The organism is Lentzea sp. NPDC042327, from assembly GCF_040647275.1.
Lineage (GTDB): Bacteria > Actinomycetota > Actinomycetes > Mycobacteriales > Pseudonocardiaceae > Lentzea.
Genome location: NZ_JBEZBX010000006.1, coordinates 30,928 through 54,959, shown reverse-complemented (window position 1 = coordinate 54,959; position 24,032 = coordinate 30,928). Strand labels below are relative to the sequence as shown.

Below are 24,032 nucleotides of genomic sequence, written 5' to 3'. Positions count from 1 at the left end.
CGTACAGCAGGTGATCGCTGCCATTCGGTGACGAAGATCTTTTCTTGTTACCATTTTGCAGCCGAAGGAGTGACGTGGATAACCCGCAGCGCTAGCCGTGGGACACATGGAGACGAAGAGCGCTGTGAACGAGAAGAGCGGCTACGCACCGACCGACTACCGGACCATTAGGTCGCGGTTGGCCGGAGTGGTCGTCGTTCCCAGCGTCGTCCTGCTGGTCATGTGGGCGGTCTTCTCCTCGTACACCGTTTTCGACGGTTTCCACATGCGCTCCGCCGCGGCCGAGGTGAAGGACGTGACGATCCCGTCCGTGCAGGCGTTCGTCGGCCTCCAGCAGGAACGCCGGCTGAGCCTCGTGCTGCTCAGCAAGGCCGGCGGCACCGACGCGAGCGCGCTGCGGCAGCAGCAGGCCGAGACCGACGAGTCCGTCACCAGGATGAAAGCGGCGTTCGCGGACCTGACCGACGGCGCGCCGCAGGACGTCATCGACCGGGTCACCGCGCTCACCACCGCGCTGGACGAGCTCGGGCAGCACCGCTCGCGGGTCGAGTCGGGCACCGGCAACCCGCAGGAGGTCTACGACTACTACAACAGCCTCGTCGACGCGGGCGTCGCGCTGTTCTCCCGGCAGGCGCGGCAGGTGCCCGACGCCGAGGCCGGCCAGTCCACCGTGCAGGCCGTCACGATCTTCCAGTCCGCCGACTGGATGTCCCGCGCCGCCACCGTCGGCTCCCGCGGCCTGCTCAACCGGTCGTTCACCCCCGCGGAGCGCGTGGAGTTCGCCCGCCTGGTCGGCGCCTACCACTCCGGTGTCGACGCCACGATCCCGTTCGCGCTGGAGCAGCCCCGCCTGCAGTACGACGCGCTGCGCACCAGCTCCGAGTACCGCGCGCTGGCCGACCTCGAGGGCCGCATCATCAACGGCGACACCGCCGTCAGCGACCAGCAGTGGCGGGCCGCTGCCGGTCCGGTGCACGAGCGGCTCGTCGCCATCGCCGTCCGGCAGGCGGAGGACGCGACGAACCTGGGGCTGGAGAAGGCCGGCAACCGGTTGACCGCCGTGCTCGTCGGCAGCCTGGTCGCGTTGCTCGCGGTCGTCGTCGGCATCGTGCTCGCGCTGCGCATCTCCCACCGGCTGGTGAGCCGGGCGCTGGTCACGCGGCTCGCCTCGCTGCGGGAGGACACGCTGCGACTGGCGCAGGAACGGCTGCCGCACATCGTGGCCCGCCTGCGCGGGGGCGAGCAGGTCGACGTCCACCGCGACATGCCGCCGCTGGACTACGGCAACGACGAGATCGGCCAGGTCGCTGACGCGTTCAACACCGCCCAGTACACGGCGGTCGCGGCCGCGGTGAAGGAGACGCAGGCCCGCGAGGGCGTGAACCGGGTGTTCCTCGACATCGCGCACCGCAACCAGGGGCTCGTGCACCGCCAGCTCAAGATCCTCGACAAGCTGGAGCGCGAGGAGGAGAACCCGGACCAGCTCGACTCGCTGTTCCAGCTCGACCACCTCGCCACCCGCGCCCGCCGCAACGCCGAGAACCTGATCATCCTCGCCGGTGAGCAGCCCGGCAGGCAGTGGCGCAAGCCGGTGCGGCTGAGCGACGTCCTGCGCGCTGCCGTCGCCGAGACCGAGCAGTACGTCCGGGTCAAGGTCAACCCGGTGCCCGACCGCGCGCTCGTGGGCGTGGCCGTCGCCGACACCATCCACCTGCTCGCCGAGCTCGTCGACAACGCCACGGCGTTCTCCTCGCCGCGCTCCGAGGTCGTCGTCCACTCGAACGCCGCGCCGCACGGCATCGTGATCGAGATCGAGGACCACGGGCTCGGCATGACGCGGGAAGAACGCCTGCAGGCCAACGCGAAGCTCTCCAACCCGCCGGACTTCGAGACCATGGCGTTCCGCGGCGAGTCGCGGCTGGGCCTCTTCGTCGTCGCCCGGCTCGCGGCCCGCCGCGGCATCAAGGTGGAGCTGCGCGACTCGCCCTACGGCGGCACGGTCGCGCTGTGCGTGCTGCCGCCGCAGCTGGTGGCGCCGCACAACACCGCGGGCGACATCAGCGAGACCACGCAGATGCCGGTGCGGTCGTTCCACGACCAGCACCACGGCCACGCCGAGGAACACCCGAGCTTCCCGGTCAGGCTGCCGCAGAGGACGGTGAGCGCGGCGGCGCCGGACGAGGTGGCGGAGGCGCTCGTGAACCCGCGGCCCGTCCCGTCCGTTCCCGAAGCGGGTGGTCCGGTGGCGCCGGAACAGACGGCGCCGCAACTGGGTACCCCGGAACCGGCCCCGGACGGGAAGCCTGCGCTTCCCCGCAGGAAGAAGCGGCAGAACCTGGCGCCGCAGCTCGTGCAACCGGGCGAGGTGCCGCATGCTGAGCCGGTGACCGGCGAAAGGTCGGCCGAGCGGACCCGTGACGGGCTCGCCGCGTTCCAGCGCGGCACCCGTGACGCCCGGCTGACCGACGACTGGAGATCAGAAGGAGCCCCCTCGTCATGAAGGACAAGACCAGCCAGCACGGTGAGCTCAACTGGCTGCTGGAGGACCTGATCCAGCGGGTGGTCGGCGCGCGGCACGCGGTGGTGCTGTCCGCCGACGGACTCCTGCTCGGCCGTTCGGCCGGGCTCTCCCGCGACGACTCGGAGCACCTGTCGGCGATGGCGTCGGCGTTCCAGTCGCTCGCCCGCGGCACCGGGCGCCACTTCGGCGGTGGCGCGGTGCGGCAGACCATCGTCGAGATGGAGCACGCCTACCTGTTCGTCACGGCGGCGGGGCACGGTGCGTGCCTCGCGCTGCTCGGCGAGGAGGACGCGGACATGGGCATGATCGCCTACGAGATGAACATGCTGGTGAAACGGGTGGGCACGTACCTCTCGTCGGCCCCCCGCGCAGAAACGGCGCCCGTGCCCTCGGCACGAGAGTCCCGCTGATGTCCTCCCGCGAGGACTGGTGGTACGACGAGGCCGCGGGGCCGCTGGTGCGGCCCTACGCCATGGTGCGCGGCCGCACCCGGCCGAACGCGCCGGACCTGCACCTCGTGACGCAGGTCCGCACGTCCTCGTTTGCGTCCGACCAGACGTCGCTGACGGTCGAGCATCGCGAGATCATGTCGTTGTGCGTGCGCCCGCTGTCGGTCGCCGAGGTGGCCGCCTACCTCGACGTCCCGCTCGTCGTGGTCAAGGTGCTGCTCTCGGACCTCATCGAGCGCGGCGACGTGATCGTGCAGAACTCCGCACCGCGAGTTCCCGACCGGGATCTCCTGCAGGCCGTACTGGATGGTGTTCGTGGGATCTGACGACCAGCTGACCGTGCCGACCTCGGTCAAGATCGTCATCGCGGGCGGTTTCGGCACCGGCAAGACCACCATGGTCTCGTCGGTCTCCGAGATCCCGCCGCTGAAGACCGAGGAGCTGCTCACCGAGGCCGGTGTGCACGTCGACGACCTGGCCGGCATCGAGGGCAAGAACACCACGACGGTGGCGCTCGACTTCGGCCGCATCACGATCAACGCGAGCGTGGTGCTCTACCTGTTCGGGACGCCCGGCCAGAACAGGTTCTGGTTCATGTGGGACGAGCTGGCCCACGGGGCGATCGGCGCCGTCGTGCTGGTCGACACCCGCCGGCTCGACTCGTCGTTCCCGTCCATCGACTTCTTCGAGCACCGCGGCGTCCCGTTCATCGTGGCGGTCAACTGCTTCGACGGCGGGCAGCTCTACACCGTGGACGAGGTGCGCCACGCCCTCGACCTCGACGACGCGATCCCGGTGCTGCTGTGCGACGCCCGCGACCGCGAGTCGTCGAAGGCGGTGCTGGTCGGCCTGATCCAGCACTCGATGAACCGCCTGGCGCCGGCCTGAGGGTCAGCTCGTCAGCGCGGAAGACGCCAAGCCCGGCCCGGCCTCCGCAACACCGGCACCCCGCCCCCTGCCTGCGAACGCACGCGGGGACCTTTCGTACCCTCTGAGAGTACGAAAGGTCCCCGCGTGCGTTCTACCGGGCGTAGTTGTGGAACCCGCGGCCGGACTTCTTGCCCAGCAGACCCGCGTCCACCATGCGCAGCAGCAGCGGCGGCGGCGAGTACAGCGGCTCCTTGAACTCCTCGTACATCGACTCGGCGATGGCCTTCGTGGTGTCGAGGCCGATCAGGTCGGTCAGCCGCAGCGGCCCCATCGGGTGGGCGCAGCCGAGCACCATGCCGTTGTCGATGTCGTCGGCCGAGGCGAACCCGGACTCCAGCATGCGGATCGAGGAGAGCAGGTAGGGGATCAGCAGCGCGTTGACCACGAAGCCGGCGCGGTCCTGCGAGCGGATGACCTCCTTGTGCAGGGTGCCGCGCACGAACGCCTCGGCGCGCTCCTGCGTGGCGGCGCCGGTCAGCAGCGACGGCACGATCTCGACGAGCTTCAGCACCGGCACCGGGTTGAAGAAGTGCACGCCGATGACGTGCTCCGGCCGGTTGGTGGCCATGCCGAGCTTCATGATCGGGATCGATGACGTGTTGGAGGCGAAGATCGCGTCCTCGTCCGTCACGACCTTGTCGAGCGCGGCGAAGACCTCGGTCTTGACCTGCTCGTTCTCCGCGACTGCCTCGACCACGAACTGCCGGTCGGCGAAGTCGCCGATGTCCGTGGTGAACCGGATCCGCCCCAGCGCGGCCGCCCGGTCGTCCTCGGTCAGCTTGCCCGACTTCACGCCCCTGGCCAGCGACGAGGCGATCCGCCCCTGCGCTGCCTCGGCCGCACCCGCGTTGACCTCGACGACGATGACGTCGAGCCCCGCACGAGCGCTCACCTCGGCGATCCCGGAGCCCATGAGGCCGGAACCGACGACTCCCACACGTTGAATGTCACTCACGGGCCCGATCCTGCCACGACCGGCTCGAAACGAGGTGGTGCTGGTCCGGACGGGGGTGTGGTCCTCCGCAGTTCCGCAGCTGCGGACGAGCACCACAAAACGAACGGTCTTCCTCATGGTGACGAGAAAAAGGAGTTGAAAAGATCGAGCTCACCGAAATGGAATTGGGGGAGTTCGATGTTCTCAGTTGTCGCGCCCGCCGCCCACGAACCGGTCGGCGGACTCGCCGGGTGGGCCGTGGGCCTGATGGAGTCGCTCGGCGGCGTGGGCGCTGCCGTGGTGGTCGGCTTGGACAACCTCTTCCCGCCCATCCCGAGCGAGATCGTCCTGCCACTGGCGGGTTTCTCCGCGGCCAGGGGCGTGTTCAGCCTGGGGGAGGCGCTCTTCTGGACCACGGTCGGCTCCGTCGTGGGCGCGGTCGTCGTGTACCTCGCCGGAATGCTGCTCGGCCGCGAACGCACCCGCACCCTCGTCGCGAAGATCCCGCTCGTGCAGGTCTCCGATTTCGACCGGACCGAGAAGTGGTTCGCCGAACACGGCGCGAAAGCGGTTTTCTTCGGGCGCATGGTGCCGTTGTTCCGCAGTTTCATCTCGCTGCCCGCGGGAGTGGAGCGGATGGGCTTCGCGAAGTTCCTGCTGCTGACCACGCTGGGCAGCCTGATCTGGAACACGGTGTTCGTGGGCGCGGGGTACCTGCTCGGCGCGAACTGGTACCTGGTCGACGAGTACGCCGGGGTGTTCCAGAAGGCCGTGCTCGCGGCGGTCGTGCTGGCCGCCGGGTGGTTCGTGGTCATCCGCCTGCGGGAACGGCGGTCAGCGCGTGCCCGGTGACGGCTACGCTGCCGGGGTGCTGTTCGACCGCGGTGGGCTGCTGCGCCGTGCCGCGCGCCGGACGGCCGGGCTGGCGGTCGGGGGAGCGTCCGCGTTCGCCGAGCTCGCCTTCGTGGTCTGCGCCGCGGCCCTGCTGGGGGTGAGGTCCGCGCGACCAGCGGTGTTCACGACGGCCAGGGTGCTCGCCGAGTTCGAGGGCCGGCGGATCGAGCGCTTCCACGGGCAGGGCAGCGCGGGGGACTTCACCGGCCGGCGGGCGTTGCGGTACCTGGGTGTGCGCTGGCTCGTCGGCGGGCTCGGCGCGGGCGTGCTGCTGCTGATCGTCCTCGGTGCCGGCACGGCCGCGGTCATGGTGTGGCAGATGGTCTTCGGCACGGGCAGCCCGAGCCGGATGAGCTGGTACGACCCGATCACGTTCGTGCTGTTCGGCACGCTGCTGGTGTTCATGACGGTGCAGGCGCTGCTCGGTGTGGAGCGCCTCGACCTCGGGCTGGCGCGCCACTTCCTCGGCCCGACCGCGCAGGAGGTGTTGCGGCGCAGGGTCTCCGAGCTGACCGTGAGCCGCGCGGAGGTGGTCGAAGCGATCACCGAGGAGCGCCGGCGGATCGAACGCGACCTGCACGACGGCGTGCAGCAGCGGGTGGTCGCGCTGGGCGTACTGCTGGGCAGGGCGAGCCGCCGTGCCGACCAGGCGCCGGAACTGCTGGAGCAGGCCCGCGAGGAGGCCGGACGGGTGCTGCTGGAGCTGCGCGAGGTGAGCTGGCGGGTGTACCCGGCCGGGTTGGACAGCGGCGGGCTGCACGCGGCACTGGAGTCGCTGGCCGAACGCGCCGGCGTTCCGGTGCGCCTGCGCTACGCGCTCACCGAACGCCCTCCCGGCACCGTCGAGGTGCCCGCGTACTTCGTCGCCTCCGAGGCCGTCACCAACGTCGGCAAGCACGCCGGCGCCACCCGGATCGACCTGTCGGTGAGCAGGCGGGGCAGCATGGTCGTCGTGCGGATCGAGGACGACGGCGCGGGTGGCGCCGACCTGGCGGGCAGCGGGCTGTCCGGACTGGCGCGGCGGGTGGCCGCGGTGGACGGGGTGTTCACAGTGGACAGTCCGCCCGGTGGCCCGACCGTGATCACCGCGGAGCTGCCGTGCGCGTCGTGATCGCCGAGGACTCGACGCTGCTGCGCGAGGGCCTGGTCCGCCTGCTGGCCGAGGAGGGGCACGAGGTGGTGGCCGCCGTCGGTGACGCCACCGCGTTGCTGGAGCGGACCGAGGAGCACCGGCCCGACCTGGTGCTCACCGACGTGCGGATGCCACCCGGCCACACCGACGAGGGGCTGCGGGCCGCGCTGGAGATCCGCCGGCGCTGGCCGGAGGTCGCCGTCCTGGTGCTGTCGCAGTACGTCGAGAAGCGCTACGCGACCGAGCTGATCACCACCGGGGGTGGTCGCGTCGGGTACCTGCTCAAGGACCGGGTGATGGACGTCGGCGAGTTCCTCGGCGCGCTGGAACGGGTGGCCGCCGGCGGCGAGGCGTTCGACCCGGACGTGGTCCGCGCGCTGATCACCCGCAGCGCGCACGCCGACCCGCTGGCCGGACTGACCGCGCGAGAACGCGACGTGCTGGAGAAGATGGCGCAGGGGCACAGCAACCCCGGCATCGGCCAGGCGCTCAGCATCTCGCGCAGCGCCGTGGAGAAGCACATCAACGCGATCTTCGAGAAGCTCGGCCTCACCGACAGCGCCGCCTACAGCAGGCGGGTGCTCGCGATCGTGCGCTACCTGCAGGGCTGACCGCCGCACGAACCCGTGCGGCGGCCGGCCCCGGCGGCTAGTCCAGCTCCGCCTCCGCCTTGGCGATGGCGGCGAACTCCTCCTCCGGCGCGTTCGCCACGAGGTGGTGCCGGCTGTAAAACCAGAAGTACGCCACCGCGATCAGCACGATGCCCGCGGTGACACCCGCCGCGACCTCGTCCACGAAGAACGTCGCGATGACCGCCGCGACCGCCAGCACCAGCGCCACACCGGTGGTCGCGGTGCCACCGGGGGTCCGGTAGGGCCGCGGCAGGTCCGGTGCCGTCTTCCGCAGGACGATGTGCGACACCATCATCAGCACGTACGACAGCGCCGCGCCGAACACCGCGATGTTGATGATCCGCGCGCCGCCGTTCACCGGGTCGACCGTCTTCATCGTGGTGGCCAGGACGAAACCGATGGTGCCCGGCACGATCAACGCGAGGTACGGCGTCTTGCGCCTGCCGGTCTTCGACAGCCAGCGCGGCAGGTACCCGGCGCGCGACAACGCGAACAGCTGCCGCGAGTAGGCGTAGATGATCGAGAAGAACGACGCCACCAGACCGGCGAGGCCGACGTAGTTCACGAGCTGTGCCAGGAAGGTGTCCCCGCCGTAGGCCGCGCGCACCGCCTCCGGCAACGGGTTGCCCGACTCCTTCAGCGCGTTCGCGCCCGCACCGCCCGGTGCGACCAGCAGGATCGCCGCCGCGAACACCAGCAGCGCGATCATCGCGGCGATGATGCCGCGCGGCATGTCGCGCTTGGGGTCGCGGGCCTCCTCCGCGGCGAGCGGAACCCCTTCCACCGCCAGGAAGAACCAGATCGCGAACACGATCGCGCCCCACGCCCCCGTGACGCCCATCGGCAGGAACGAGCCGTCGCCGATGTCGAACAGCTTCGCGGAGTCGAACTTCGGGATCATGCCCGCCACGAACGCCACCAGCGCGACCACGGCGACACCGGTGATGACGAACATCAGCCGCAGCGCCTCGCCCACGCCGTACAGGTGGATGCCCACGAAGACCACGTAGCACGCCAGGTACACCGGCCACGTCGCGTCGAGCAGGCCGAGCGCCTTGATGTAGTCGCCGATGAACACCGAGATCGCCGCGGGCGCCATGGCGTACTCGATGAGGATCGCGATACCCGTTGCGTAGCCGCCCAACGGGCCGAGCGCGCGCCGTGCGAAGCCGTAGCCCGCACCGGCGACGGGGAGTGCGGAGGCGAGCTCGGCCAGGCCGAACACCATGCACGTGTACATCGTGGCCATCAGGACGGTGGCGACGAGCAACCCGCCCCAGCCGCCCTGCGCGAGGCCGAAGTTCCACCCGGCGAAGTCACCGGAGATCACGTACGAGACACCCAGCCCGGCGAGCAGGACCCAGCCCGCCGCCCCTCGCTTCAGCTGCCGGTGCTCCAGGTAGTCGCTGCTCACCTTCTCGTACTCGACATGCTTGGCCATATGGACTCCCATTAGTCCTTTAAGCAGTGGTTGAGGGTGGCGCTCATCACCCGGCGGTGTCAAGATGATGCCGCCAATGGCTCGCATGCATACCTTTGGAGGAACGCGGAATGCTGACCGTCGAGGAGTTGCGCGCGGCCGTGGACACCGGGGAGATCGACACCGTCCTCGTCGCGATCGTGGACATGCAGGGGCGCCTGCAGGGCAAGCGGTGCGCGGCGCGGTACTTCCTCGACGAGGTCCTCGGGCACTCCGCGGAGGGCTGCAACTACCTCATGGCGGTCGACGTCGAGATGAACCCGGCCAGCGGCTTCGCGATGTCGAGCTGGGAGCACGGGTACGGCGACTTCGTGATGAAGCCGGACGTGGACACCCTGCGCCGGGTGCCGTGGCAGGAGGGCACCGCGCTGATCATGTGCGACGTGGTGTGGGAGAACGGCGACCCGGTCGTCGCCTCGCCGCGGCAGGTCCTGCGCAGGCAGCTCGACCGGCTCTCCGAGCTCGGCCTGGAGGCCCACGTCGGCACCGAGCTGGAGTTCATCGTCTTCGACGACACCTACGAGCAGGCTTGGAACTCCGGCTACCGCAACCTCACGCCCTCCAACCAGTACAACGTCGACTACTCGTTGCTGGGCACCGCGCGCGTGGAACCGTTGCTGCGGGCCATCCGCAACGGCATGACGGGCGCGGGCATGGTCGTCGAGTCCGCCAAGGGCGAGTGCAACCCCGGCCAGCACGAGATCGCCTTCCGCTACACCACGGCGCTGCGCACGTGCGACCAGCACGCCATCTACAAGAACGGCGCCAAGGAGATCGCCGCGCAGCAGGGCAAGTCGCTCACGTTCATGGCGAAGTACAACGAGCGCGAGGGCAACTCGTGCCACATCCACCTGTCGTTGCGCTCCCGGGACGGCGACCCGGTCTTCGCGCAGGGCCACGGCATGTCGGAGCTGATGCGGCACTTCCTCGCGGGCCAGCTGGCCGCGCTGCGCGAGCTCACCTACTTCCTCGCCCCGAACGTCAACTCCTACAAGCGGTACGTCGAGGGCTCGTTCGCGCCGACCGCGGTGGCGTGGGGCCGGGACAACCGCACGTGCGCGTTGCGGGTCGTCGGCCACGGCCAGTCGCTGCGGTTCGAGAACCGCGTGCCCGGCGGTGACGTGAACCCCTACCTCGCGGTGGCGGCGTTGATCGCGGCGGGCCTGCGCGGTGTGGAGCGGAAGCTCCCGCTGGAGGACGAGTTCGTCGGCAACGCCTACGTCTCCGACCGGCCGACCGTGCCGACGACCCTGCGCGAGGCGGCGGACCTGCTGGCGGCCAGCGAGCTCGCCCGCGACGCGTTCGGCGCCGAGGTGGTCGACCACTACCTCAACGCCGCGAAGGTGGAGCTGAAGGCGTTCGACGCGGCGGTCACCGACTGGGAGAAGGTGCGCGGTTTTGAGCGCCTCTGAGCCCCTCGTCGGCATCAGCACCTACCTGGAGCGCACCCGGTTCGGCCACTGGGACGTGGAGGCCGCCGTGCTCCACCGCGGCTACCTCGACTGCGTGGTCGCGGCCGGTGCCAACCCGGTGATGCTGCCGCCGGTCGGCACGTGGACCGCCCAGAGCGTCGCGTTCCTCGACGCGCTGGTGATCGCCGGCGGCGCCGACGTCGACCCCGCCACCTACGGCGCCGAACCGGACCCGCGCACCGGGCCACCGCGCCGCGACCGCGACGAGGCCGAGTTCGCGCTGGTCGAGGCGGCGCTGAAGCTCGACCTGCCGGTGCTGGGCGTGTGCCGCGGCATGCAGGTGCTCAACGTGGCGCTCGGCGGCACGCTGCACCAGCACGTCGAGGGCCACAACCCGGCGCCCGGCGTGTTCGAGCACACCGACGTCGCGGTCGAACCGGGCACCGCGCTGCATCGGGTCCTCGGCGACCGGACCACCGTGCAGTGCCACCACCACCAGGCGCTGGACCGGGTCGCCGACGGCCTGCGGGTCACGGCGCTGGCCCCGGACGGGACGGTCGAGGCCGTGGAGCTGGAGGGCGCGCGGTTCGTCGTCGGCGTGCAGTCGCACCCGGAGCAGGACATCGAGGACCTGAGGCTGTTCGAAGCACTCGTGGACGTGGCAAGGAGCGCAACGCTGTGACCTTTGACGTCATCAACCCGGCCACCGAGGAGGTCGTGCGGTCCGTGCCGCACACCACCCTCGGCGACACGGACGCGGCGATCGGCCGGGCGCACAAGGCGTTCCAGGGCTGGCGCGCCGTCGCCCCCGGTGACCGCGCGCGGTTGCTGCGCCGGTTCGCCGAGGTCGTCGACGCGCACGTCGAGGAGCTGGCGCGGCTGGAGGTCGAGAACTCCGGGCACACCATCGGCAACGCCCGCTGGGAGGCCGGCAACGTCCGCGACGTGCTGCAGTACTACTCCGCGGCACCGGAGCGGTTGTTCGGCAAGCAGATCCCGGTCGCCGGCGGGCTGGACGTGACGTTCCACGAACCGCTCGGCGTCGTCGGCGTGATCGTGCCGTGGAACTTCCCGATGCCCATCGCCGGCTGGGGCTTCGCACCCGCGCTCGCCGCGGGGAACACGGTGGTGCTCAAGCCGGCGGAGGTCACGCCGCTCACCGCGATCCGGCTCGGCGAGCTCGCGCTGGAGGCGGGCCTGCCCGAGGGCGTCTTCCAGGTGCTGCCGGGCAAGGGCAGCGTCGTCGGCACCCGGTTCGTCACGCACCCGTTGGTGCGCAAGGTCGTGTTCACCGGCTCCACGCAGGTGGGCAAGCAGATCATGGCCGGCTGCGCGGACCAGGTGAAGCGGGTGACGCTGGAGCTCGGCGGCAAGTCGGCCAACATCGTCTTCGCGGACTCCGACCTGGAGAAGGCGGCCGCGACCGCGCCGTACGGGGTGTTCGACAACGCCGGGCAGGACTGCTGCGCCCGGTCCCGGATTCTGGTGCAGGCGAGCGCCTACGACCGGTTCATGGAACTGCTGGAGCCCGCGGTCAAGGGCGTGAAGGTCGGCGCACCGGGCGACGAGGCGACCGAGATGGGGCCGCTGATCTCCGCTGCGCACCTCGGCAAGGTGGCGTCCTACGTGCCAGACGACACGCACGTCGCGTTCCGCGGCGAAGCTCCGGCCGGTCCCGGTTTCTGGTTCCCGCCGACGGTCCTCACACCGGGTTACGGCCACCGCACGGTCACCGAGGAGATCTTCGGGCCGGTCGTCGTCGTCCTGCCGTTCACCGACGAGGAGGACGCGGTCCGGATCGCGAACGACTCCGAGTACGGCCTGTCCGGTTCGATCTGGACGAACGACGTCGGCCGCGCGATCCGGGTGTCGCGGGCCGTGGAGGCCGGCACCCTGTCGGTGAACTCGCACTCGTCCGTCCGCTACTGGACGCCGTTCGGCGGGGTGAAGCAGTCCGGGCTCGGCCGTGAGCTCGGACCCGACGCGCTCGACGCCTTCACCGAGGTCAAGAACGTCTTCATCGCCACCTGACTTCCGGCACGTCTGACAGGAGAACAACACATGGTGCAGCGACTCGAGGGCCGCGTGGCCGTCGTGACGGGTGGCGGCAGCGGCATCGGTCTCGCGACCGCGCGCAGGTTCGCGAGCGAGGGCGCGGAGGTCGTCGTCGCCGACCTCGACCCGGCGACCGGCAAGGCAGCGGCCGACGAGGTGGGCGGGCTGTTCGTCCAGGTCGACGTGACCGACGAGGAGCAGGTCAAGGCGCTCTTCCAGACCACAGTGGACACGTACGGCAAGCTGGACATCGCGTTCAACAACGCCGGGATCTCGCCGCCCGACGACGACTCGATCCTCACGACGGGACTTGAGGCCTGGGAACGCGTGCAGAAGGTGAACCTCACGTCGGTCTACCTGTGCTGCAAGTACGCCATCCCGCACATGCAGGCCAACGGCAAGGGCTCCATCATCAACACGGCGTCGTTCGTGGCGACGATGGGCGCGGCGACGTCGCAGATCTCCTACACGGCGTCGAAGGGCGGCGTGCTCGCGATGTCGCGTGAGCTCGGCGTGCAGTTCGCACGCGAGGGCATCCGCGTGAACGCGCTCTCTCCCGGCCCGGTCAACACGCCCCTGCTGCGGGAGCTGTTCGCGAAGGACCCGGAACGGGCCGCGCGCCGGCTCGTCCACGTGCCGCTCGGCCGGTTCGCCGAACCCGAGGAGATCGCCGCGGCGGTCGCGTTCCTGGCCTCCGACGACTCCTCGTTCATGACCGCGTCGAACTTCCTCGTGGACGGCGGCATCTCCGGCGCCTACGTGACCCCCCTCTAAGGGACGTCACAGCAGATGGAGCACGCGCAGGAGGCGTTGTTCCGCCCGGTGCGGGCGGGCAACGCCTTCGAGGAGACCGTCGAACGGCTCATGCAGGCCATCCGGCTCGGCGTCGTCGCGCCGGGCGAGCGGCTGCCGTCCGAACGGGAGCTCGCCACCCGGCTCGGCGTGAGCCGGGTGACCGTGCGCGAGGCCATCAGGTCGCTGCAGGAGAACAACTACGTCGAGTCGCGCCGCGGCCGCTACGGCGGCACGTTCGTGACCGAGGAGGTCCCGGAGTCCGCGCCCGGCAAGGAGCTCGGCGACCTGCACGACGCGCTGACGCTGCGCAAGGTCCTGGAGACCGGTGCGGCGGAGGCTGCGGCCGGCCGGTCGCTGGGCCCCGCCGAACGCCGCGGTCTGCGGAGCAGGCTGGCGGAGGCGTCCACGGCGGCGCTGGCCGAGTACCGGCGCAAGGACTCGCGGCTGCACCTGGCCATCGCGGAGGCCACCGGGTCGGCCTCGCTCACCGCGGCGGTCGCGGACTCGCGGATGCGGGTCAACGAACTGCTCGACACCATCCCGCTGCTCGAACCGAACCTCGCCCACTCCAACGCCCAGCACGAGCGCATCATCGCTTCCATTTTGGACGGTGACCCGGCCGCGGCGCGCAGGGAGATGGCCGAGCACCTCGACGGGACGGCGTCACTGCTGCGGGGCTTCCTGGTCTGACCGCCCAGACCGCCTCTTGGGGCGCTCACAGCGCGCCGGTCCGGCCACTCCGCTAACATGAAAACGTTTGCAGGTTCGGTTGTCGTGTTGTCATGCTCATTCCGCGTGGAACAACACTTGGCGTCCGGCTTGCCGACAGTTACCGTCCGAACACCTCGGGGGACTTGCAGCGCGAGGAGCTGTTGATGCCAGGGTTGCGCAAGGTGTTCCGCGACGCCGTGGGCCGGGTGCACTCACTCCGCGTCTTGTCCGAAGCGGGCATGGTCAACCTCACGAACGTCAAGATGTCCGTGCAGGCGTTGCGCGAGGTGGCGGTCTGGGGCCCGAACGTCACGGCGCTGCGCCGTGCGGTGCGGCTGAACCCGGACGGCATCGCGCTGGTCGACGACCGCGGGTCCGTCACGTACCGGCAGCTCGACCGGCGGTCCACCGCGATCGCGCAGGGCCTGCGGTCGCTCGGCGTGCAGCACACCCACGTCGTCGCGCTGATGTGCCGCAACCACCGCGGCATGGTCGAGTCCCTGCTGGCGTGCGCGAAGCTCGGCGTCCGGGTGCTGCTCGTCAACACCGGCTTCGGCGCGCCGGTCGTGCTGGACCTCCTGCAGCGCGAACGCGCGTCCGTCGTCATCCACGACGAGGAGTTCACCCCGCTGTTCCACCAGCTGCCGCCGTCGGTCCCGCGCTGGCTCGCCTGGTCGCGCGACGGGCTCGACCGGCGCACGCCGACGCTCGACCAGCTGGTCGCCAAGGCACCGCGCGGTGAGCTCGACCCGCCGCGCGAGCCCGGTGTGGTGATCCAGCTGACCTCCGGTACCACCGGCGTCCCCAAGGGCACCGCGCGGGAGATCAAGTCGGTGCTCACGGCGTCGGACTTCCTCGACCGCATCCCGATGAGGGCGAACGAGTCGACGTTCATCGCCGCCCCCATCTTCCACTCCGTCGGCTACTCGCACCTGACGCTCGCGATGTCGCTCGGCTCGCGCGCGGTGCTGCACCGCCGGTTCGACCCGCGCAAGACGCTGTGGTCGGTGCAGGGCCAGCGCTGCACCACGCTGGTGCTGGTCCCGACGATGCTGCAGCGGATCATGGAGCTGGACCGCTCGGTGATCGACTCGTTCGACCTGGGCCACCTGAGGGTGGTGTTCTCCTCGGGCTCGCCCATCGCGCCCGAGCTCGTCCAGCGCACCATGGCCGTGCTCGGCCCGGTGCTCTACAACCTCTACGGCTCAACGGAAGTCGCCGTCGCCACCGTCGCGACCCCCGAGGACCTGGCCGCCGCGCCGTCCAGCGTCGGCATGCCACCGCACAACTGCCTCGTGCGGATCTACGACGAGTCCGGGCAGCGGATCACCCGCTCGTTCGTGACCGGCCGCATCTACGTGCGCGGCTCGCTGACCGTCGACCTGTACACCGACGGCACGCAGAAGGAGTCCATCGACGGGCTCGTCGCGACCGGCGACCTCGGGCACTTCGACCCCAACGGCCGGCTCCACTTCGACGGCCGCGAGGACGACATGATCGTCTCCGGCGGCGAGAACGTGTACCCGGTCGAGGTGGAGAACCTGCTCATGACGCACTACCGGGTGCGCGACGCCGCGGTGCTCGGCGTGCCGGACCCCGAGTACGGGCAACGGTTGCGCGCGTTCGTGGTGCCGGTGGCCGGCACGCGGATCGACGTGCGGGAGCTGCGCGAGTTCGTGCGCACCCGGCTCGCGCGGCACAAGGTCCCGCGCGAGGTCGTGGTCGTGCCGAAGCTGCCGCGCAACGCGACCGGCAAGGTGGTGCGGCGCCAGTTGCTGGCGATCCGGCTGGGACCGCAGGCCCAGTAGCCGGCGGCGTGCGTTCCCGGCCCCGGGTGAGCGCGCGACCCGCGGTCGGGGACTCGGTGCGCGAGTCGCGCGCTCGGCCGGTGTCACCGCTCGAAGCGGTCGCCCCGCTGGTCGAGCGGGCCGCGCTGGTCGAAGCGGTCCGGCCCGCGTTCGCCGCGGTCGTGCACGCGGTGGTGACCCGGTCCGCCGCGGTCGTCGAAGCGGTTGGCGGTCACCGCGCCGACGATGCCGCCGCCCAGCACCAGGCCCAGCAGGCCCACGGCGACCAGCTGGGTGGCCCGGTGGCGCGCGAACCCCCTCAACCGGGACCGCGTGACCGGCGGCGCCGGGGGAGGCGGGGCAGCGGCCGGTGTGGCCGCGGCCGGGTCCGGCTGAGGCGGTGCCCGGTGGGGCGTCGTCGGCTGGTCCGCGGCGGGCCGGTCCTCCGGTGGTTCGTTGCGCGGCGGCTCCGGTGGGGGAGGCGCCTGTCCCTGCTCGCTCATGGCACCAACGATGCGCCGCTCGACTGAGCACAGCCTGACAGCTGCCTGTTCGTTTCCTGAAGCCGCGAGTTCATGATCGGCCGGGAGGCCGCGAAGACGTGGCGCTGGTCGGCGTAGGTGGCGCCGAACAGCTCGGCGTCCAGCACACCCGACCACAGGAAGTGCAGCGTGGTGCGGGTGCCGTCCCGGGCGTCGCGGCGGGCGTAGTGGTCGCGCAGGTCGGCGTAGAGCAGGCGCAGCTCGTCCCGGTTGGACGCCGTGCGGCGGACGGGGCATTCGACCACGGGATCGTGCATGTCAGCGCTCCTCACATCGGCGGACGGGCCCACAGCGTGCCCGCCCCGGCCGCTGGAACGCATCCGGAAAACCACTCAGACGAGCGTGCGTATGACAAACCGGTTGCGTCGACCGGCTTCAATCGAAGGCATGGAACTCGTACCCCTCCGCAGGGAGTTCGCCCAGGCCATGGCCGACGGCGGGCCGCACGCCGACGAGGTCAACCGGTTCACCGGCACGCACGGCACGTTCACCCTGGAGGACTACGAGGCCTACATCGAGCGCACGCTGGCCGACCCCAACCGCTACACCCGCGCCATCACCGTGGACGGCAGGTACCTGGGCGAGGTCGTGCTCAGCCCGATCGACGACGTCAACCGCAAGTCCGGGCTGCGGATCGCGCTGCAGGACGGGTTCGGCAAGGGCTACGGCACGGCGGCGGTCAAGCACGTCCTGCACCACGCGTTCACCGAGCGCAACCTCCACCGGGTGGACCTGGAGGTGTACGAGTTCAACGAGCGGGCGCTGCACGTCTACCGCAAGTGCGGCTTCCGCGAGGAGGGCCGGCTGCGCGACGTGCTGCTCTGGGACGGCGTCTTCCACGACGCGATCGTCATGTCGGTTTTGAGCACCGATAACATCTGACCTGCTGAACACAAAGTTCCAGCCCGAGAGTCACACCGAGGAGTCATCGTGTCCGAGTCGCGCCCAGCAGTCGCCCAGAACCCGCCGCGCGTGGTGGTTCCGGCTGGGACGACGGCGGGCACGGCCGTGCGCGAGGCCGGTCTGCCCGGCAAGGGCGCCGACGCGATCGTCGTCGTGAAGGACGCGGAGGGCCACCTGCGCGACCTGTCGTGGACCCCGCAGGTCGACGTCGAGGTCGAGGCGGTCGCCGCCGACACCGAGGACGGCCGCAGCGTCCTCCGCCACTCCGCCGCGCACGTGCTGGCGCAGGCGGTGCAGCAGCAGTTCCCCGAGGCCAAGCTCGGCATCGGCCCGCCGGTGAAGGACGGCTTCTACTACGACTTCCAGGTCGAGAAGCCCTTCACCCCCGAGGACCTGCAGGCGCTCGAGAAGCGCATGAAGCAGATCATCAAGTCCTCGCAGCGGTTCTCCCGGCGCGTCGTCGAGTCGGTCGACGCCGCGAAGGCCGAGCTGGCGTCCGAGCCGTTCAAGCTGGAGCTGGTCGACCTCAAGAGCGACGTCGACACCAGCGAGGTCATGGAGGTCGGCGGCGGCGAGCTGACGATCTACGACAACCTCGACCCGCGCTCCGGCGAGCAGGTCTGGGGTGACCTGTGCCGCGGCCCGCACGTGCCGACCACCAAGCACATCCCGGCGTTCAAGCTCACCCGCGTGGCCGCCGCGTACTGGCGCGGCAACGAGAACAACCCGCAGCTGCAGCGCATCTACGGCACCGCGTGGGAGTCGCAGGAAGCGCAGGACGCCCACCTGGAGCGCCTGGCCGAGGCCGAGCGCCGCGACCACCGCAAGCTCGGCGTGGAGCTGGACCTGTTCTCGTTCCCCGACGAGATCGGCTCCGGCCTCGCGGTGTTCCACCCCAAGGGCGGCATCATCCGCAAGGCCATGGAGGACTACTCCCGCCAGCGGCACACCGAAGAGGGCTACGAGTTCGTCTACTCGCCCCACATCACCAAGGGCAACCTGTTCGAGGTCTCCGGCCACCTCGACTGGTACAAGGACGGCATGTACCCGGCGATGCACCTCGACGCCGAGCTGAACGAGGACGGCACCGTCCGCAAGCCGGGCCAGGACTACTACCTCAAGCCGATGAACTGCCCGTTCCACGACCTGATCTTCAAGTCGCGCGGGCGGTCGTACCGCGAGCTGCCGCTGCGCATGTTCGAGTTCGGCGGCGTGTACCGGTACGAGAAGTCCGGCGTGGTGCACGGCCTCACCCGCGTGCGCGGCATGACGCAGGACGACGCGCACATCTTCTGCACCCGCGACCAGGTCCGCGACGAGCTGGCCTCGCTGCTGGAGTTCGTGCTCGGCCTGCTGCGCGACTACGGCCTCGACGACTTCTACCTGGAACTCTCGACCAAGAACCCGGAGAAGTACGTGGGTGACGACGAGATCTGGGACGAGGCGACCGAGACGCTCGCGTCGGTGGCGCGGGAGTCCGGCCTGGAGCTGGTGCCCGACCCCGGTGGCGCCGCGTTCTACGGCCCGAAGATCTCCGTGCAGTGCCGCGACGCCCTCGGCCGCACCTGGCAGATGTCGACCATCCAGCTCGACTTCAACCTGCCGGAGCGGTTCGAGCTGGAGTACACCGGGCCCGACGGCTCGCGCGTGCGCCCGGTCATGATCCACCGCGCGCTGTTCGGGTCGGTGGAGCGGTTCTTCGGCGTGATGACCGAGCACTACGCGGGCGCGTTCCCGGCGTGGCTCGCGCCGGTGCAGGTCGTGGGCATCCCGGTGACCTCCGAGAACGCCGACCACCTGTTCGCGGTGCGCGACGTCCTCAAGCGCCAGGGCATCCGGGTCGAGGTCGACGCCTCGGACGACCGGATGCAGAAGAAGATCCGCAACCACACCCTGCAGAAGGTGCCGTTCATGCTCCTGGCCGGCGCCAAGGACGTGGAGGCGAACGCGGTGTCGTTCCGGTTCCGCGACGGCACGCAGATCAACGGCGTCCCGGTGGAGCGCGCCGTCGAGCAGATCGTCGAGTGGGTCGGTCGCCGCGAGAACGCCTCGCCGACGGCGGAACTGCTCTCGTGACGTCCGAGTTCGAGCAGCCGGAACTTTCCGGTCAGGAGGGTGTCGGTGTCCACGACGCATTGCAGCGGTTGTGGACACCGCACCGCCTGTCCTATGTGAAGGGCGAGGGCAAAGCGGTCGGCGATGAACCGGCCGGTTGTCCGTTTTGCCGAGTGGTCGAACTGGACGACGAATCGGGCCTGATCATCGCCCGCGGGTCGGAAGTGTTCGCGGTGCTGAACCTCTACCCGTACAACCCGGGGCACCTGATGGTGCTGCCGTATCGGCACGTGCCTGACTACGCGGACCTGACGGTTTCCGAAACCGCCGAGTTCGCCGCGTTCACGCAGAAGGCGATGCGCGTGGTGCGCCGGGTGGCCGCGCCGCACGGGTTCAACATCGGCATGAACCAGGGCGTCGTCGCCGGTGCCGGGATCGCCGCGCACTTGCACCAGCACGTGGTGCCGCGGTGGGGCGGGGACGCGAACTTCATGCCGGTCATCGGGCACACGAAGGTGCTGCCGCAGCTGCTGGGGGAGACCAGGCAGCTGCTGGCCGACGGCTGGCGGGCGCTCGACTGACGCTGCGGACACAGATCGACTACCACTCGCTATCTATTGACTTTCGATAGCTGACGAGTGATAGTCGATCTATGCCTCGACTGCTGCTGTCCCTGCTGGGCTGTGTCCTGCTCATCGCGCTCGGCGTGAGCGCGCTCCTGTACGCCCAGGCCGACGACGCGCCGGGGCTCGGGCTCATCGCGTTCGCCCTCGTGTTCGGCGGCATCGGACTGGGTGTGCGCGCGGTATTGCGCTGGCGAAAGCCGGTATGAGCGCGCGGCCGCGCGTGCTTGAAACCCGTACCATTTCTTGGACAAAAAAGTGACAAAAAGCACCCCCGTTGTCCTGGTAGGACAATCGGCGGAGTTTCCATGCGGTGCGGAATAGGTTGCGTTGCAACTTTCGGGTGCATTTAGTCGGGTGATCGAGACATTCGGCCAGCGCATAGCGATTCCAGGTAGGTGAGATCACCCACCTGGAGGTGTCAACTGGAAGTCAAGTCCCCGCCTATGGCCGATCGTCTCAGCGTGTCCGAATGGTTACGGTGCGAACATGACCGCACCTGAGCGTTCGCGATTAGCGAGAGAACGGCTTTCGCGTGAACTACGCCGGTTGCGCACCGAGGCGAAGATGACCGGCACGGCCACCGCCCGTGCCACCGGGATGAGCCAGTCCAAGCTGTCGAAGATAGAGAACGGCATGCTGCTCCCGTCCGTCACCGACGTGGAGCGCCTCGTCGCGGAGCTCGCCGCGACGAGGGAGACGCGGGTCGAACTGGTCGAACTCGCCCGGTCGCTGCACGCGGAGGCGGAGACCCGCCGCGTCGTGCTGCACCGGGGTGCGCACCGCCACCAGCAGACGATCAGCCGGGTCGAGGCCCGCGCGGCGACGTCGAGGTTCTTCCAGCTGAACCTCGTGCCGTCGCTGCTGCAGTCCGAGGCCTACCTGCGCACCGTGCTGGCGACGATGCCGCCGTCCGAACAGGAGGCGGCCGTCGCGGCGCTGCGGGTGCGGCGGTCCCGGATGGACGATCTGGCGAAGCAGTTCGTGTTCGTGCTCACCGAGAGCGCGCTGCGCTGGCGGATGGGGTCGTCGGAGCTGATGGCGGAGCAGGTCGAGCACTTGGCCGCGATCCAGCGCCGGCCCAACGTCCGGCTCGGCGTCGTGCCCTGGTCGGCGGACACGAACGTGGTGGCGCTGCACGGTTTCCACATCTACGACGAGCGCGTCGTCACGGTCAGCGTGCTGACCGGCAACGCCACCATCACCGACCCGCTGGACGTGCGCGAGTACCTCGCGCTGTTCGGCCGGCTGGAGCGGACGGCGGTGCGGGGAGAGGAGCTGCAGGGGTTGCTGAAGAAGATCGCGGAGGACCACCGCAGGTTCACGTAGCGGCCGAGGGGCCGCGGCAGCCGCTGCGGCCGGCGCCCGCTCACCCGCGGGAGGCACGTTTCAGCAGTCCAGCTAGGCTGCGAACCGCCATGCTGAACATCTTCGCTCGCGCGTCCGTCTCGCGCGTCACCGATCCGATCGGGGCGTGGCTGCTGGCGCGTGGCCTCACGCCCAACGTCGTCACCGTCGTCGGCACCGTGGGCGCCGTCGCGAGCGCGCTGTGGTTCATCCCCCGCGGGCAGCTGTTCCTCGGCAGCGCGCTGGTCGCGTTCTTCGTGCTGCTCGACCTGATCGACGGCGCGATGGCCCGCGCGGCCGGCCCGACGAAGTTCGGCGCGGTCCTCGACGCCACCTGCGACCGCATCGCCGACGGCGCCCTGTTCGCGGCGCTCACCTGGTACGCGCTCGACTCCGGCGCCCGCTGGACGGCGGCCGCCGGGTTCGTCTGCCTGGTCGCCGCGCAGGTCATCTCGTACGTGAAGGCGCGGGCGGAGGCCACCGGGCTCTCCGCCGACGGCGGCATCGCCGAGCGGGCGGAGCGGTTCATCGTGGCCCTCGTCGGCGCCGGTGTGCAGGGCCTGGGCGTGCCGCACCTGCTGGACGTGGCGTTGTGGCTGCTCGCGGTCATGACGGTCGCGACGGTGGTGCAGCGCGTCCTCGCCGTGTCGAGGTCGGCGCGGGAGGCAGCGTGAACCTCGCGACGCTCGGGTACACCGCCGGCTGGCAGCTGATCCGGCTGCTGCCGGAGCCGTGGGCGCGCGGCCTGTTCCAGGCGGGCGCCGACCACGCGGCCCGCAGGGGCGGTGCGAGCGTCCAGCAGCTGCGCAAGAACCTGAGCCGGGTCGTCCCGCGGGCGGGCGACGAGGAGCTCGACGAGCTCGTGCGGGAGTCGCTGCGGTCATACGCGCGCTACTGGCGCGAGGCGTTCCGCCTGCCGACGATGGACCACCGCGCGGTGGTCCAGAAGTGCGACCAGCTGATCTCCGGCACGGAAAACCTGGACGCGGCACTGCGTGAAGGCACCGGCGCCGTGGTGGCGTTGCCGCACAGCGGGAACTGGGACATGGCCGGTGTCTGGCTCGTCGCCCACTCCGGCACGTTCACCACCGTCGCCGAGCGGCTGAAGCCCGAGTCGCTGTACCGCCGGTTCGTGGAGTACCGCGAGACCCTGGGCTTCGAGGTGCTGCCGCTGACCGGCGGCGACCGCCCGCCCACGGCCGTGCTGACCGAACGCCTGCGCGCCAACAAGGTCGTGTGCCTGCTCGGCGACCGCGACCTGACCTCCTCCGGCGTGCCCGTGACGTTCTTCGGCGAGCAGACCCTGATGCCCGCGGGCCCCGCGCACCTGGCCGCCACCACCGGCGCCGCCCTGCTGCCGGTCGGCTGCTGGAACACCGAGGACGGCTGGCAGTTCCGCATCCACCCGCCGATCAAGGTGAGCACCGTCCCCGCCGCCACCCAGGCCCTCGCGGACGTCTTCGCCGCCGACATCGCCGCGCACCCCACCGACTGGCACATGCTCCAGAAGCTCTGGCTCGCGGACCTACCGGAGAGCCGCCGCGCCGCGCTGGCCCGCCGGCACGTCCGGTGAGACCACGGGATCCCGCCCAGGTGGAGGTCGTGCCCCGGTGAAGATCGGAATCGTCTGCCCGTACTCGTTGGACGTGCCCGGCGGAGTGCAGGCCCACGTCGTCGACCTGGCCCGCGCCCTGATCGGCCTGGGCCACGAGGTGAACGTCCTCGCCCCCGCCGACGACGACCAGTCGCTGCCCCCGTTCGTCACCTCGGCGGGCCGTGCCGTCGGCATCCCCTACAACGGCTCCGTCGCACGCCTGTCGTTCGGCCCGGTGTCCTACGCGCGCGTGCGCCGCTGGATCGACGAGCACTCCTTCGACGTGCTGCACCTGCACGAGCCGACGGCCCCGTCCCTGTCGTTCCTGGCACTGGTGGTCGCCGACGGCCCGATCGTCGCCACCTTCCACACCTCCACGCCGCGCTCGAAGATGCTGGCCGCGTTCCAGGGCGTGCTGCAGCCGTTCCTGGAGAAGGTCACCGCCCGCATCGCCGTCTCCGCACTGGCCCGCCGCGTCCAGGTCGAACACCTCGGCGGCGACGCCGTGGAGATCCCGAACGGCGTCGACGTCGACTTCTTCGCCTCCGCCTCCACTTTGGACGGCTACCCGCGCCCCGGCGGCACCATCGGCTTCGTCGGCCGCTACGACGAACCCCGCAAGGGCATGCCGATCCTCTGGGAGGCCTTCGGCCTGATCGCCGACGAGTTCCCCGACCTCCGCCTGCTCGTCGTCGGCCGCGGCGAACACGAGCTCACCGGCCCCCTCGCCGCCCGCGTCGACCTGCTCGGCCAGGTCAGCGACGAGGACAAGGCCCGCATGCTGCGCAGCATCGACGTCTACGTCGCCCCGAACACCGGCGGCGAGTCCTTCGGCATCATCCTCACCGAAGCCATGTCGGCGGGCACCGCGGTCGTCGCCTCCGACCTCGACGCCTTCCGCCGAGTCCTCGACGACGGCAAGGCCGGCGCGCTGTTCCCGGTCGGCGACGCCGCGGCCCTGGCCGACGCCCTCCGCTCCGTCCTGCGCGACACCGCGCTGCGCGCCGAGTACGTGGCCGCCGCCTCCGACCGCGTGCAGACCTTCGACTGGTCCGTGGTCGCCAGCCAGGTCCTGCGCGTGTACGAGACCGCCATCGCCGCCGACCCGCGTCGGGTGGCCGAGGCATGACCCGCGCCGACCGCTGCCCGCTCGCGGTGCCGGGTGCCCGCGTGGTCGCGGTTCCGGCCGCCGCGGCTCGGGCTGCCGCTGTTCCGGCTGCCGCTGTTCCGGGTGCC

The 24,032-nt window shown here is 70.5% G+C and carries 25 protein-coding genes; 21 read left to right on the top strand and 4 right to left on the bottom strand.

Annotated features, from left to right (window positions below):
- Positions 1-124 precede the first annotated feature (124 nt).
- Genes AB0A63_RS17110 through AB0A63_RS17095 form a run of 4 tightly spaced genes read left to right on the top strand, consistent with a single transcriptional unit; the run spans position 125 to position 3,858 of the window.
- Complete coding sequence (locus tag AB0A63_RS17110) at positions 125-2,500, top strand: nitrate- and nitrite sensing domain-containing protein (RefSeq protein ID WP_360391671.1); 2,376 nt, start codon at positions 125-127, stop codon at positions 2,498-2,500.
- Positions 2,497-2,931 (top strand): roadblock/LC7 domain-containing protein, encoded by a 435-nt coding sequence (locus AB0A63_RS17105; RefSeq protein WP_360391668.1) that lies wholly within the window; start codon positions 2,497-2,499, stop codon positions 2,929-2,931. The genes AB0A63_RS17110 and AB0A63_RS17105 overlap by 4 nt, the downstream gene beginning before the upstream one ends.
- The gene (locus AB0A63_RS17100) at positions 2,931-3,296 is read left to right on the top strand and encodes a DUF742 domain-containing protein (protein ID WP_360391665.1); all 366 of its coding nucleotides are present in this window, start codon (positions 2,931-2,933) and stop codon (positions 3,294-3,296) included. The genes AB0A63_RS17105 and AB0A63_RS17100 overlap by 1 nt, the downstream gene beginning before the upstream one ends.
- Positions 3,277-3,858 carry an ATP/GTP-binding protein gene (locus tag AB0A63_RS17095; protein ID WP_360391662.1) on the top strand — a complete coding sequence of 194 codons (582 nt, stop codon included), beginning with the start codon at positions 3,277-3,279 and terminating at the stop codon, positions 3,856-3,858. Before AB0A63_RS17100 ends, AB0A63_RS17095 begins: the two co-directional genes overlap by 20 nt.
- Before the next feature lie 133 nt (positions 3,859-3,991).
- Here AB0A63_RS17095 and AB0A63_RS17090 read toward each other — a convergent pair whose 3' ends face one another.
- On the bottom strand, positions 3,992-4,855 hold the full coding sequence (locus tag AB0A63_RS17090) for a 3-hydroxybutyryl-CoA dehydrogenase (RefSeq protein WP_360391660.1): 864 nt from the start codon (positions 4,853-4,855) through the stop codon (positions 3,992-3,994).
- Positions 4,856-5,032: 177 nt separating this feature from the next.
- On the opposite strand from AB0A63_RS17090, the gene AB0A63_RS17085 reads away from it, so the two are divergent.
- Genes AB0A63_RS17085 through AB0A63_RS17075 form a run of 3 tightly spaced genes read left to right on the top strand, consistent with a single transcriptional unit; the run spans position 5,033 to position 7,471 of the window.
- On the top strand, positions 5,033-5,686 hold the full coding sequence (locus tag AB0A63_RS17085) for a DedA family protein (RefSeq protein WP_360391658.1): 654 nt from the start codon (positions 5,033-5,035) through the stop codon (positions 5,684-5,686).
- 16 nt (positions 5,687-5,702) lie between these two features.
- Entirely contained in the window at positions 5,703-6,839 is a 1,137-nt protein-coding gene (locus AB0A63_RS17080; protein ID WP_360391655.1) for a histidine kinase, read from the top strand.
- On the top strand, positions 6,827-7,471 hold the full coding sequence (locus tag AB0A63_RS17075) for a response regulator transcription factor (RefSeq protein ID WP_360391653.1): 645 nt from the start codon (positions 6,827-6,829) through the stop codon (positions 7,469-7,471). The genes AB0A63_RS17080 and AB0A63_RS17075 overlap by 13 nt, the downstream gene beginning before the upstream one ends.
- A 37-nt stretch (positions 7,472-7,508) precedes the next feature.
- On the opposite strand, the gene eat is transcribed toward AB0A63_RS17075, so the two are convergent.
- Positions 7,509-8,933: an ethanolamine permease gene (gene eat, locus AB0A63_RS17070; protein WP_360391650.1), complete on the bottom strand. Its 1,425-nt coding sequence runs from the start codon at positions 8,931-8,933 to the stop codon at positions 7,509-7,511.
- Between the two features lie 110 nt (positions 8,934-9,043).
- Here eat and AB0A63_RS17065 point away from each other — a divergent pair, with 110 nt between their 5' ends.
- From AB0A63_RS17065 to AB0A63_RS17040, 6 genes are all read left to right on the top strand, one after another.
- Positions 9,044-10,384: a glutamine synthetase family protein gene (locus AB0A63_RS17065; RefSeq protein WP_360391648.1), complete on the top strand. Its 1,341-nt coding sequence runs from the start codon at positions 9,044-9,046 to the stop codon at positions 10,382-10,384.
- Complete coding sequence (locus tag AB0A63_RS17060; RefSeq protein ID WP_360391645.1) at positions 10,371-11,066, top strand: gamma-glutamyl-gamma-aminobutyrate hydrolase family protein; 696 nt, start codon at positions 10,371-10,373, stop codon at positions 11,064-11,066. The genes AB0A63_RS17065 and AB0A63_RS17060 overlap by 14 nt, the downstream gene beginning before the upstream one ends.
- On the top strand, positions 11,063-12,415 hold the full coding sequence (locus AB0A63_RS17055; protein ID WP_360391642.1) for an aldehyde dehydrogenase family protein: 1,353 nt from the start codon (positions 11,063-11,065) through the stop codon (positions 12,413-12,415). Before AB0A63_RS17060 ends, AB0A63_RS17055 begins: the two co-directional genes overlap by 4 nt.
- Before the next feature lie 30 nt (positions 12,416-12,445).
- Complete coding sequence (locus tag AB0A63_RS17050; RefSeq protein WP_360391640.1) at positions 12,446-13,213, top strand: 3-oxoacyl-ACP reductase; 768 nt, start codon at positions 12,446-12,448, stop codon at positions 13,211-13,213.
- Between the two features lie 15 nt (positions 13,214-13,228).
- Complete coding sequence (locus AB0A63_RS17045) at positions 13,229-13,924, top strand: GntR family transcriptional regulator (protein WP_360391636.1); 696 nt, start codon at positions 13,229-13,231, stop codon at positions 13,922-13,924.
- A gap of 185 nt (positions 13,925-14,109) precedes the next feature.
- The gene (locus AB0A63_RS17040; RefSeq protein WP_360391633.1) at positions 14,110-15,753 is read left to right on the top strand and encodes an AMP-binding protein; all 1,644 of its coding nucleotides are present in this window, start codon (positions 14,110-14,112) and stop codon (positions 15,751-15,753) included.
- 83 nt (positions 15,754-15,836) lie between these two features.
- On the opposite strand, the gene AB0A63_RS17035 is transcribed toward AB0A63_RS17040, so the two are convergent.
- Positions 15,837-16,235 carry a hypothetical protein gene (locus tag AB0A63_RS17035; protein ID WP_360391630.1) on the bottom strand — a complete coding sequence of 133 codons (399 nt, stop codon included), beginning with the start codon at positions 16,233-16,235 and terminating at the stop codon, positions 15,837-15,839.
- Positions 16,232-16,531: a hypothetical protein gene (locus AB0A63_RS17030; protein WP_360391627.1), complete on the bottom strand. Its 300-nt coding sequence runs from the start codon at positions 16,529-16,531 to the stop codon at positions 16,232-16,234. Before AB0A63_RS17030 ends, AB0A63_RS17035 begins: the two co-directional genes overlap by 4 nt.
- Before the next feature lie 130 nt (positions 16,532-16,661).
- Between AB0A63_RS17030 and AB0A63_RS17025 the strand changes: the two genes are divergently transcribed.
- From AB0A63_RS17025 to AB0A63_RS16990, 8 genes are all read left to right on the top strand, one after another.
- Positions 16,662-17,156 (top strand): GNAT family protein, encoded by a 495-nt coding sequence (locus tag AB0A63_RS17025; protein WP_360391625.1) that lies wholly within the window; start codon positions 16,662-16,664, stop codon positions 17,154-17,156.
- Between the two features lie 48 nt (positions 17,157-17,204).
- Positions 17,205-19,253 carry a threonine--tRNA ligase gene (gene thrS, locus AB0A63_RS17020; protein ID WP_360391622.1) on the top strand — a complete coding sequence of 683 codons (2,049 nt, stop codon included), beginning with the start codon at positions 17,205-17,207 and terminating at the stop codon, positions 19,251-19,253.
- Positions 19,250-19,813 carry an HIT domain-containing protein gene (locus AB0A63_RS17015; protein WP_360391619.1) on the top strand — a complete coding sequence of 188 codons (564 nt, stop codon included), beginning with the start codon at positions 19,250-19,252 and terminating at the stop codon, positions 19,811-19,813. Before thrS ends, AB0A63_RS17015 begins: the two co-directional genes overlap by 4 nt.
- A gap of 71 nt (positions 19,814-19,884) precedes the next feature.
- The gene (locus AB0A63_RS17010; RefSeq protein ID WP_360391616.1) at positions 19,885-20,064 is read left to right on the top strand and encodes a hypothetical protein; all 180 of its coding nucleotides are present in this window, start codon (positions 19,885-19,887) and stop codon (positions 20,062-20,064) included.
- Positions 20,065-20,344: 280 nt separating this feature from the next.
- Positions 20,345-21,184, top strand: coding sequence for a helix-turn-helix transcriptional regulator (locus AB0A63_RS17005; protein WP_360391613.1), 840 nt, complete (start codon positions 20,345-20,347; stop codon positions 21,182-21,184).
- An 89-nt stretch (positions 21,185-21,273) separates the two neighbouring features.
- Positions 21,274-21,876, top strand: coding sequence for a phosphatidylinositol phosphate synthase (gene pgsA / locus AB0A63_RS17000; RefSeq protein ID WP_360391610.1), 603 nt, complete (start codon positions 21,274-21,276; stop codon positions 21,874-21,876).
- Positions 21,873-22,775, top strand: a complete 903-nt coding sequence (locus tag AB0A63_RS16995) for a phosphatidylinositol mannoside acyltransferase (protein WP_360391607.1) — start codon at positions 21,873-21,875, stop codon at positions 22,773-22,775. The genes pgsA and AB0A63_RS16995 overlap by 4 nt, the downstream gene beginning before the upstream one ends.
- Before the next feature lie 37 nt (positions 22,776-22,812).
- Entirely contained in the window at positions 22,813-23,925 is a 1,113-nt protein-coding gene (locus AB0A63_RS16990) for a glycosyltransferase family 4 protein (RefSeq protein WP_360391605.1), read from the top strand.
- The last annotated feature ends 107 nt before the right edge of the window (positions 23,926-24,032 follow it).

Coding starts and splice junctions, on each gene's coding strand:
- AB0A63_RS17025 (WP_360391625.1), top strand. CDS start 16,662: ATGGAACTCGTACCCCTCCGCAGGGAGTTCGCCCAGGCCATGGCCGAC.
- AB0A63_RS17100 (WP_360391665.1), top strand. CDS start 2,931: ATGTCCTCCCGCGAGGACTGGTGGTACGACGAGGCCGCGGGGCCGCTG.
- AB0A63_RS17045 (WP_360391636.1), top strand. CDS start 13,229: ATGGAGCACGCGCAGGAGGCGTTGTTCCGCCCGGTGCGGGCGGGCAAC.
- AB0A63_RS17005 (WP_360391613.1), top strand. CDS start 20,345: ATGACCGCACCTGAGCGTTCGCGATTAGCGAGAGAACGGCTTTCGCGT.
- AB0A63_RS17010 (WP_360391616.1), top strand. CDS start 19,885: ATGCCTCGACTGCTGCTGTCCCTGCTGGGCTGTGTCCTGCTCATCGCG.
- AB0A63_RS17095 (WP_360391662.1), top strand. CDS start 3,277: ATGGTGTTCGTGGGATCTGACGACCAGCTGACCGTGCCGACCTCGGTC.
- AB0A63_RS17030 (WP_360391627.1), bottom strand. CDS start 16,531: ATGCACGATCCCGTGGTCGAATGCCCCGTCCGCCGCACGGCGTCCAAC.
- AB0A63_RS17065 (WP_360391648.1), top strand. CDS start 9,044: ATGCTGACCGTCGAGGAGTTGCGCGCGGCCGTGGACACCGGGGAGATC.
- eat (WP_360391650.1), bottom strand. CDS start 8,933: ATGGCCAAGCATGTCGAGTACGAGAAGGTGAGCAGCGACTACCTGGAG.
- pgsA (WP_360391610.1), top strand. CDS start 21,274: ATGCTGAACATCTTCGCTCGCGCGTCCGTCTCGCGCGTCACCGATCCG.
- AB0A63_RS17085 (WP_360391658.1), top strand. CDS start 5,033: ATGTTCTCAGTTGTCGCGCCCGCCGCCCACGAACCGGTCGGCGGACTC.
- AB0A63_RS17035 (WP_360391630.1), bottom strand. CDS start 16,235: ATGAGCGAGCAGGGACAGGCGCCTCCCCCACCGGAGCCGCCGCGCAAC.
- AB0A63_RS17050 (WP_360391640.1), top strand. CDS start 12,446: ATGGTGCAGCGACTCGAGGGCCGCGTGGCCGTCGTGACGGGTGGCGGC.
- AB0A63_RS17040 (WP_360391633.1), top strand. CDS start 14,110: ATGCCAGGGTTGCGCAAGGTGTTCCGCGACGCCGTGGGCCGGGTGCAC.
- AB0A63_RS17105 (WP_360391668.1), top strand. CDS start 2,497: ATGAAGGACAAGACCAGCCAGCACGGTGAGCTCAACTGGCTGCTGGAG.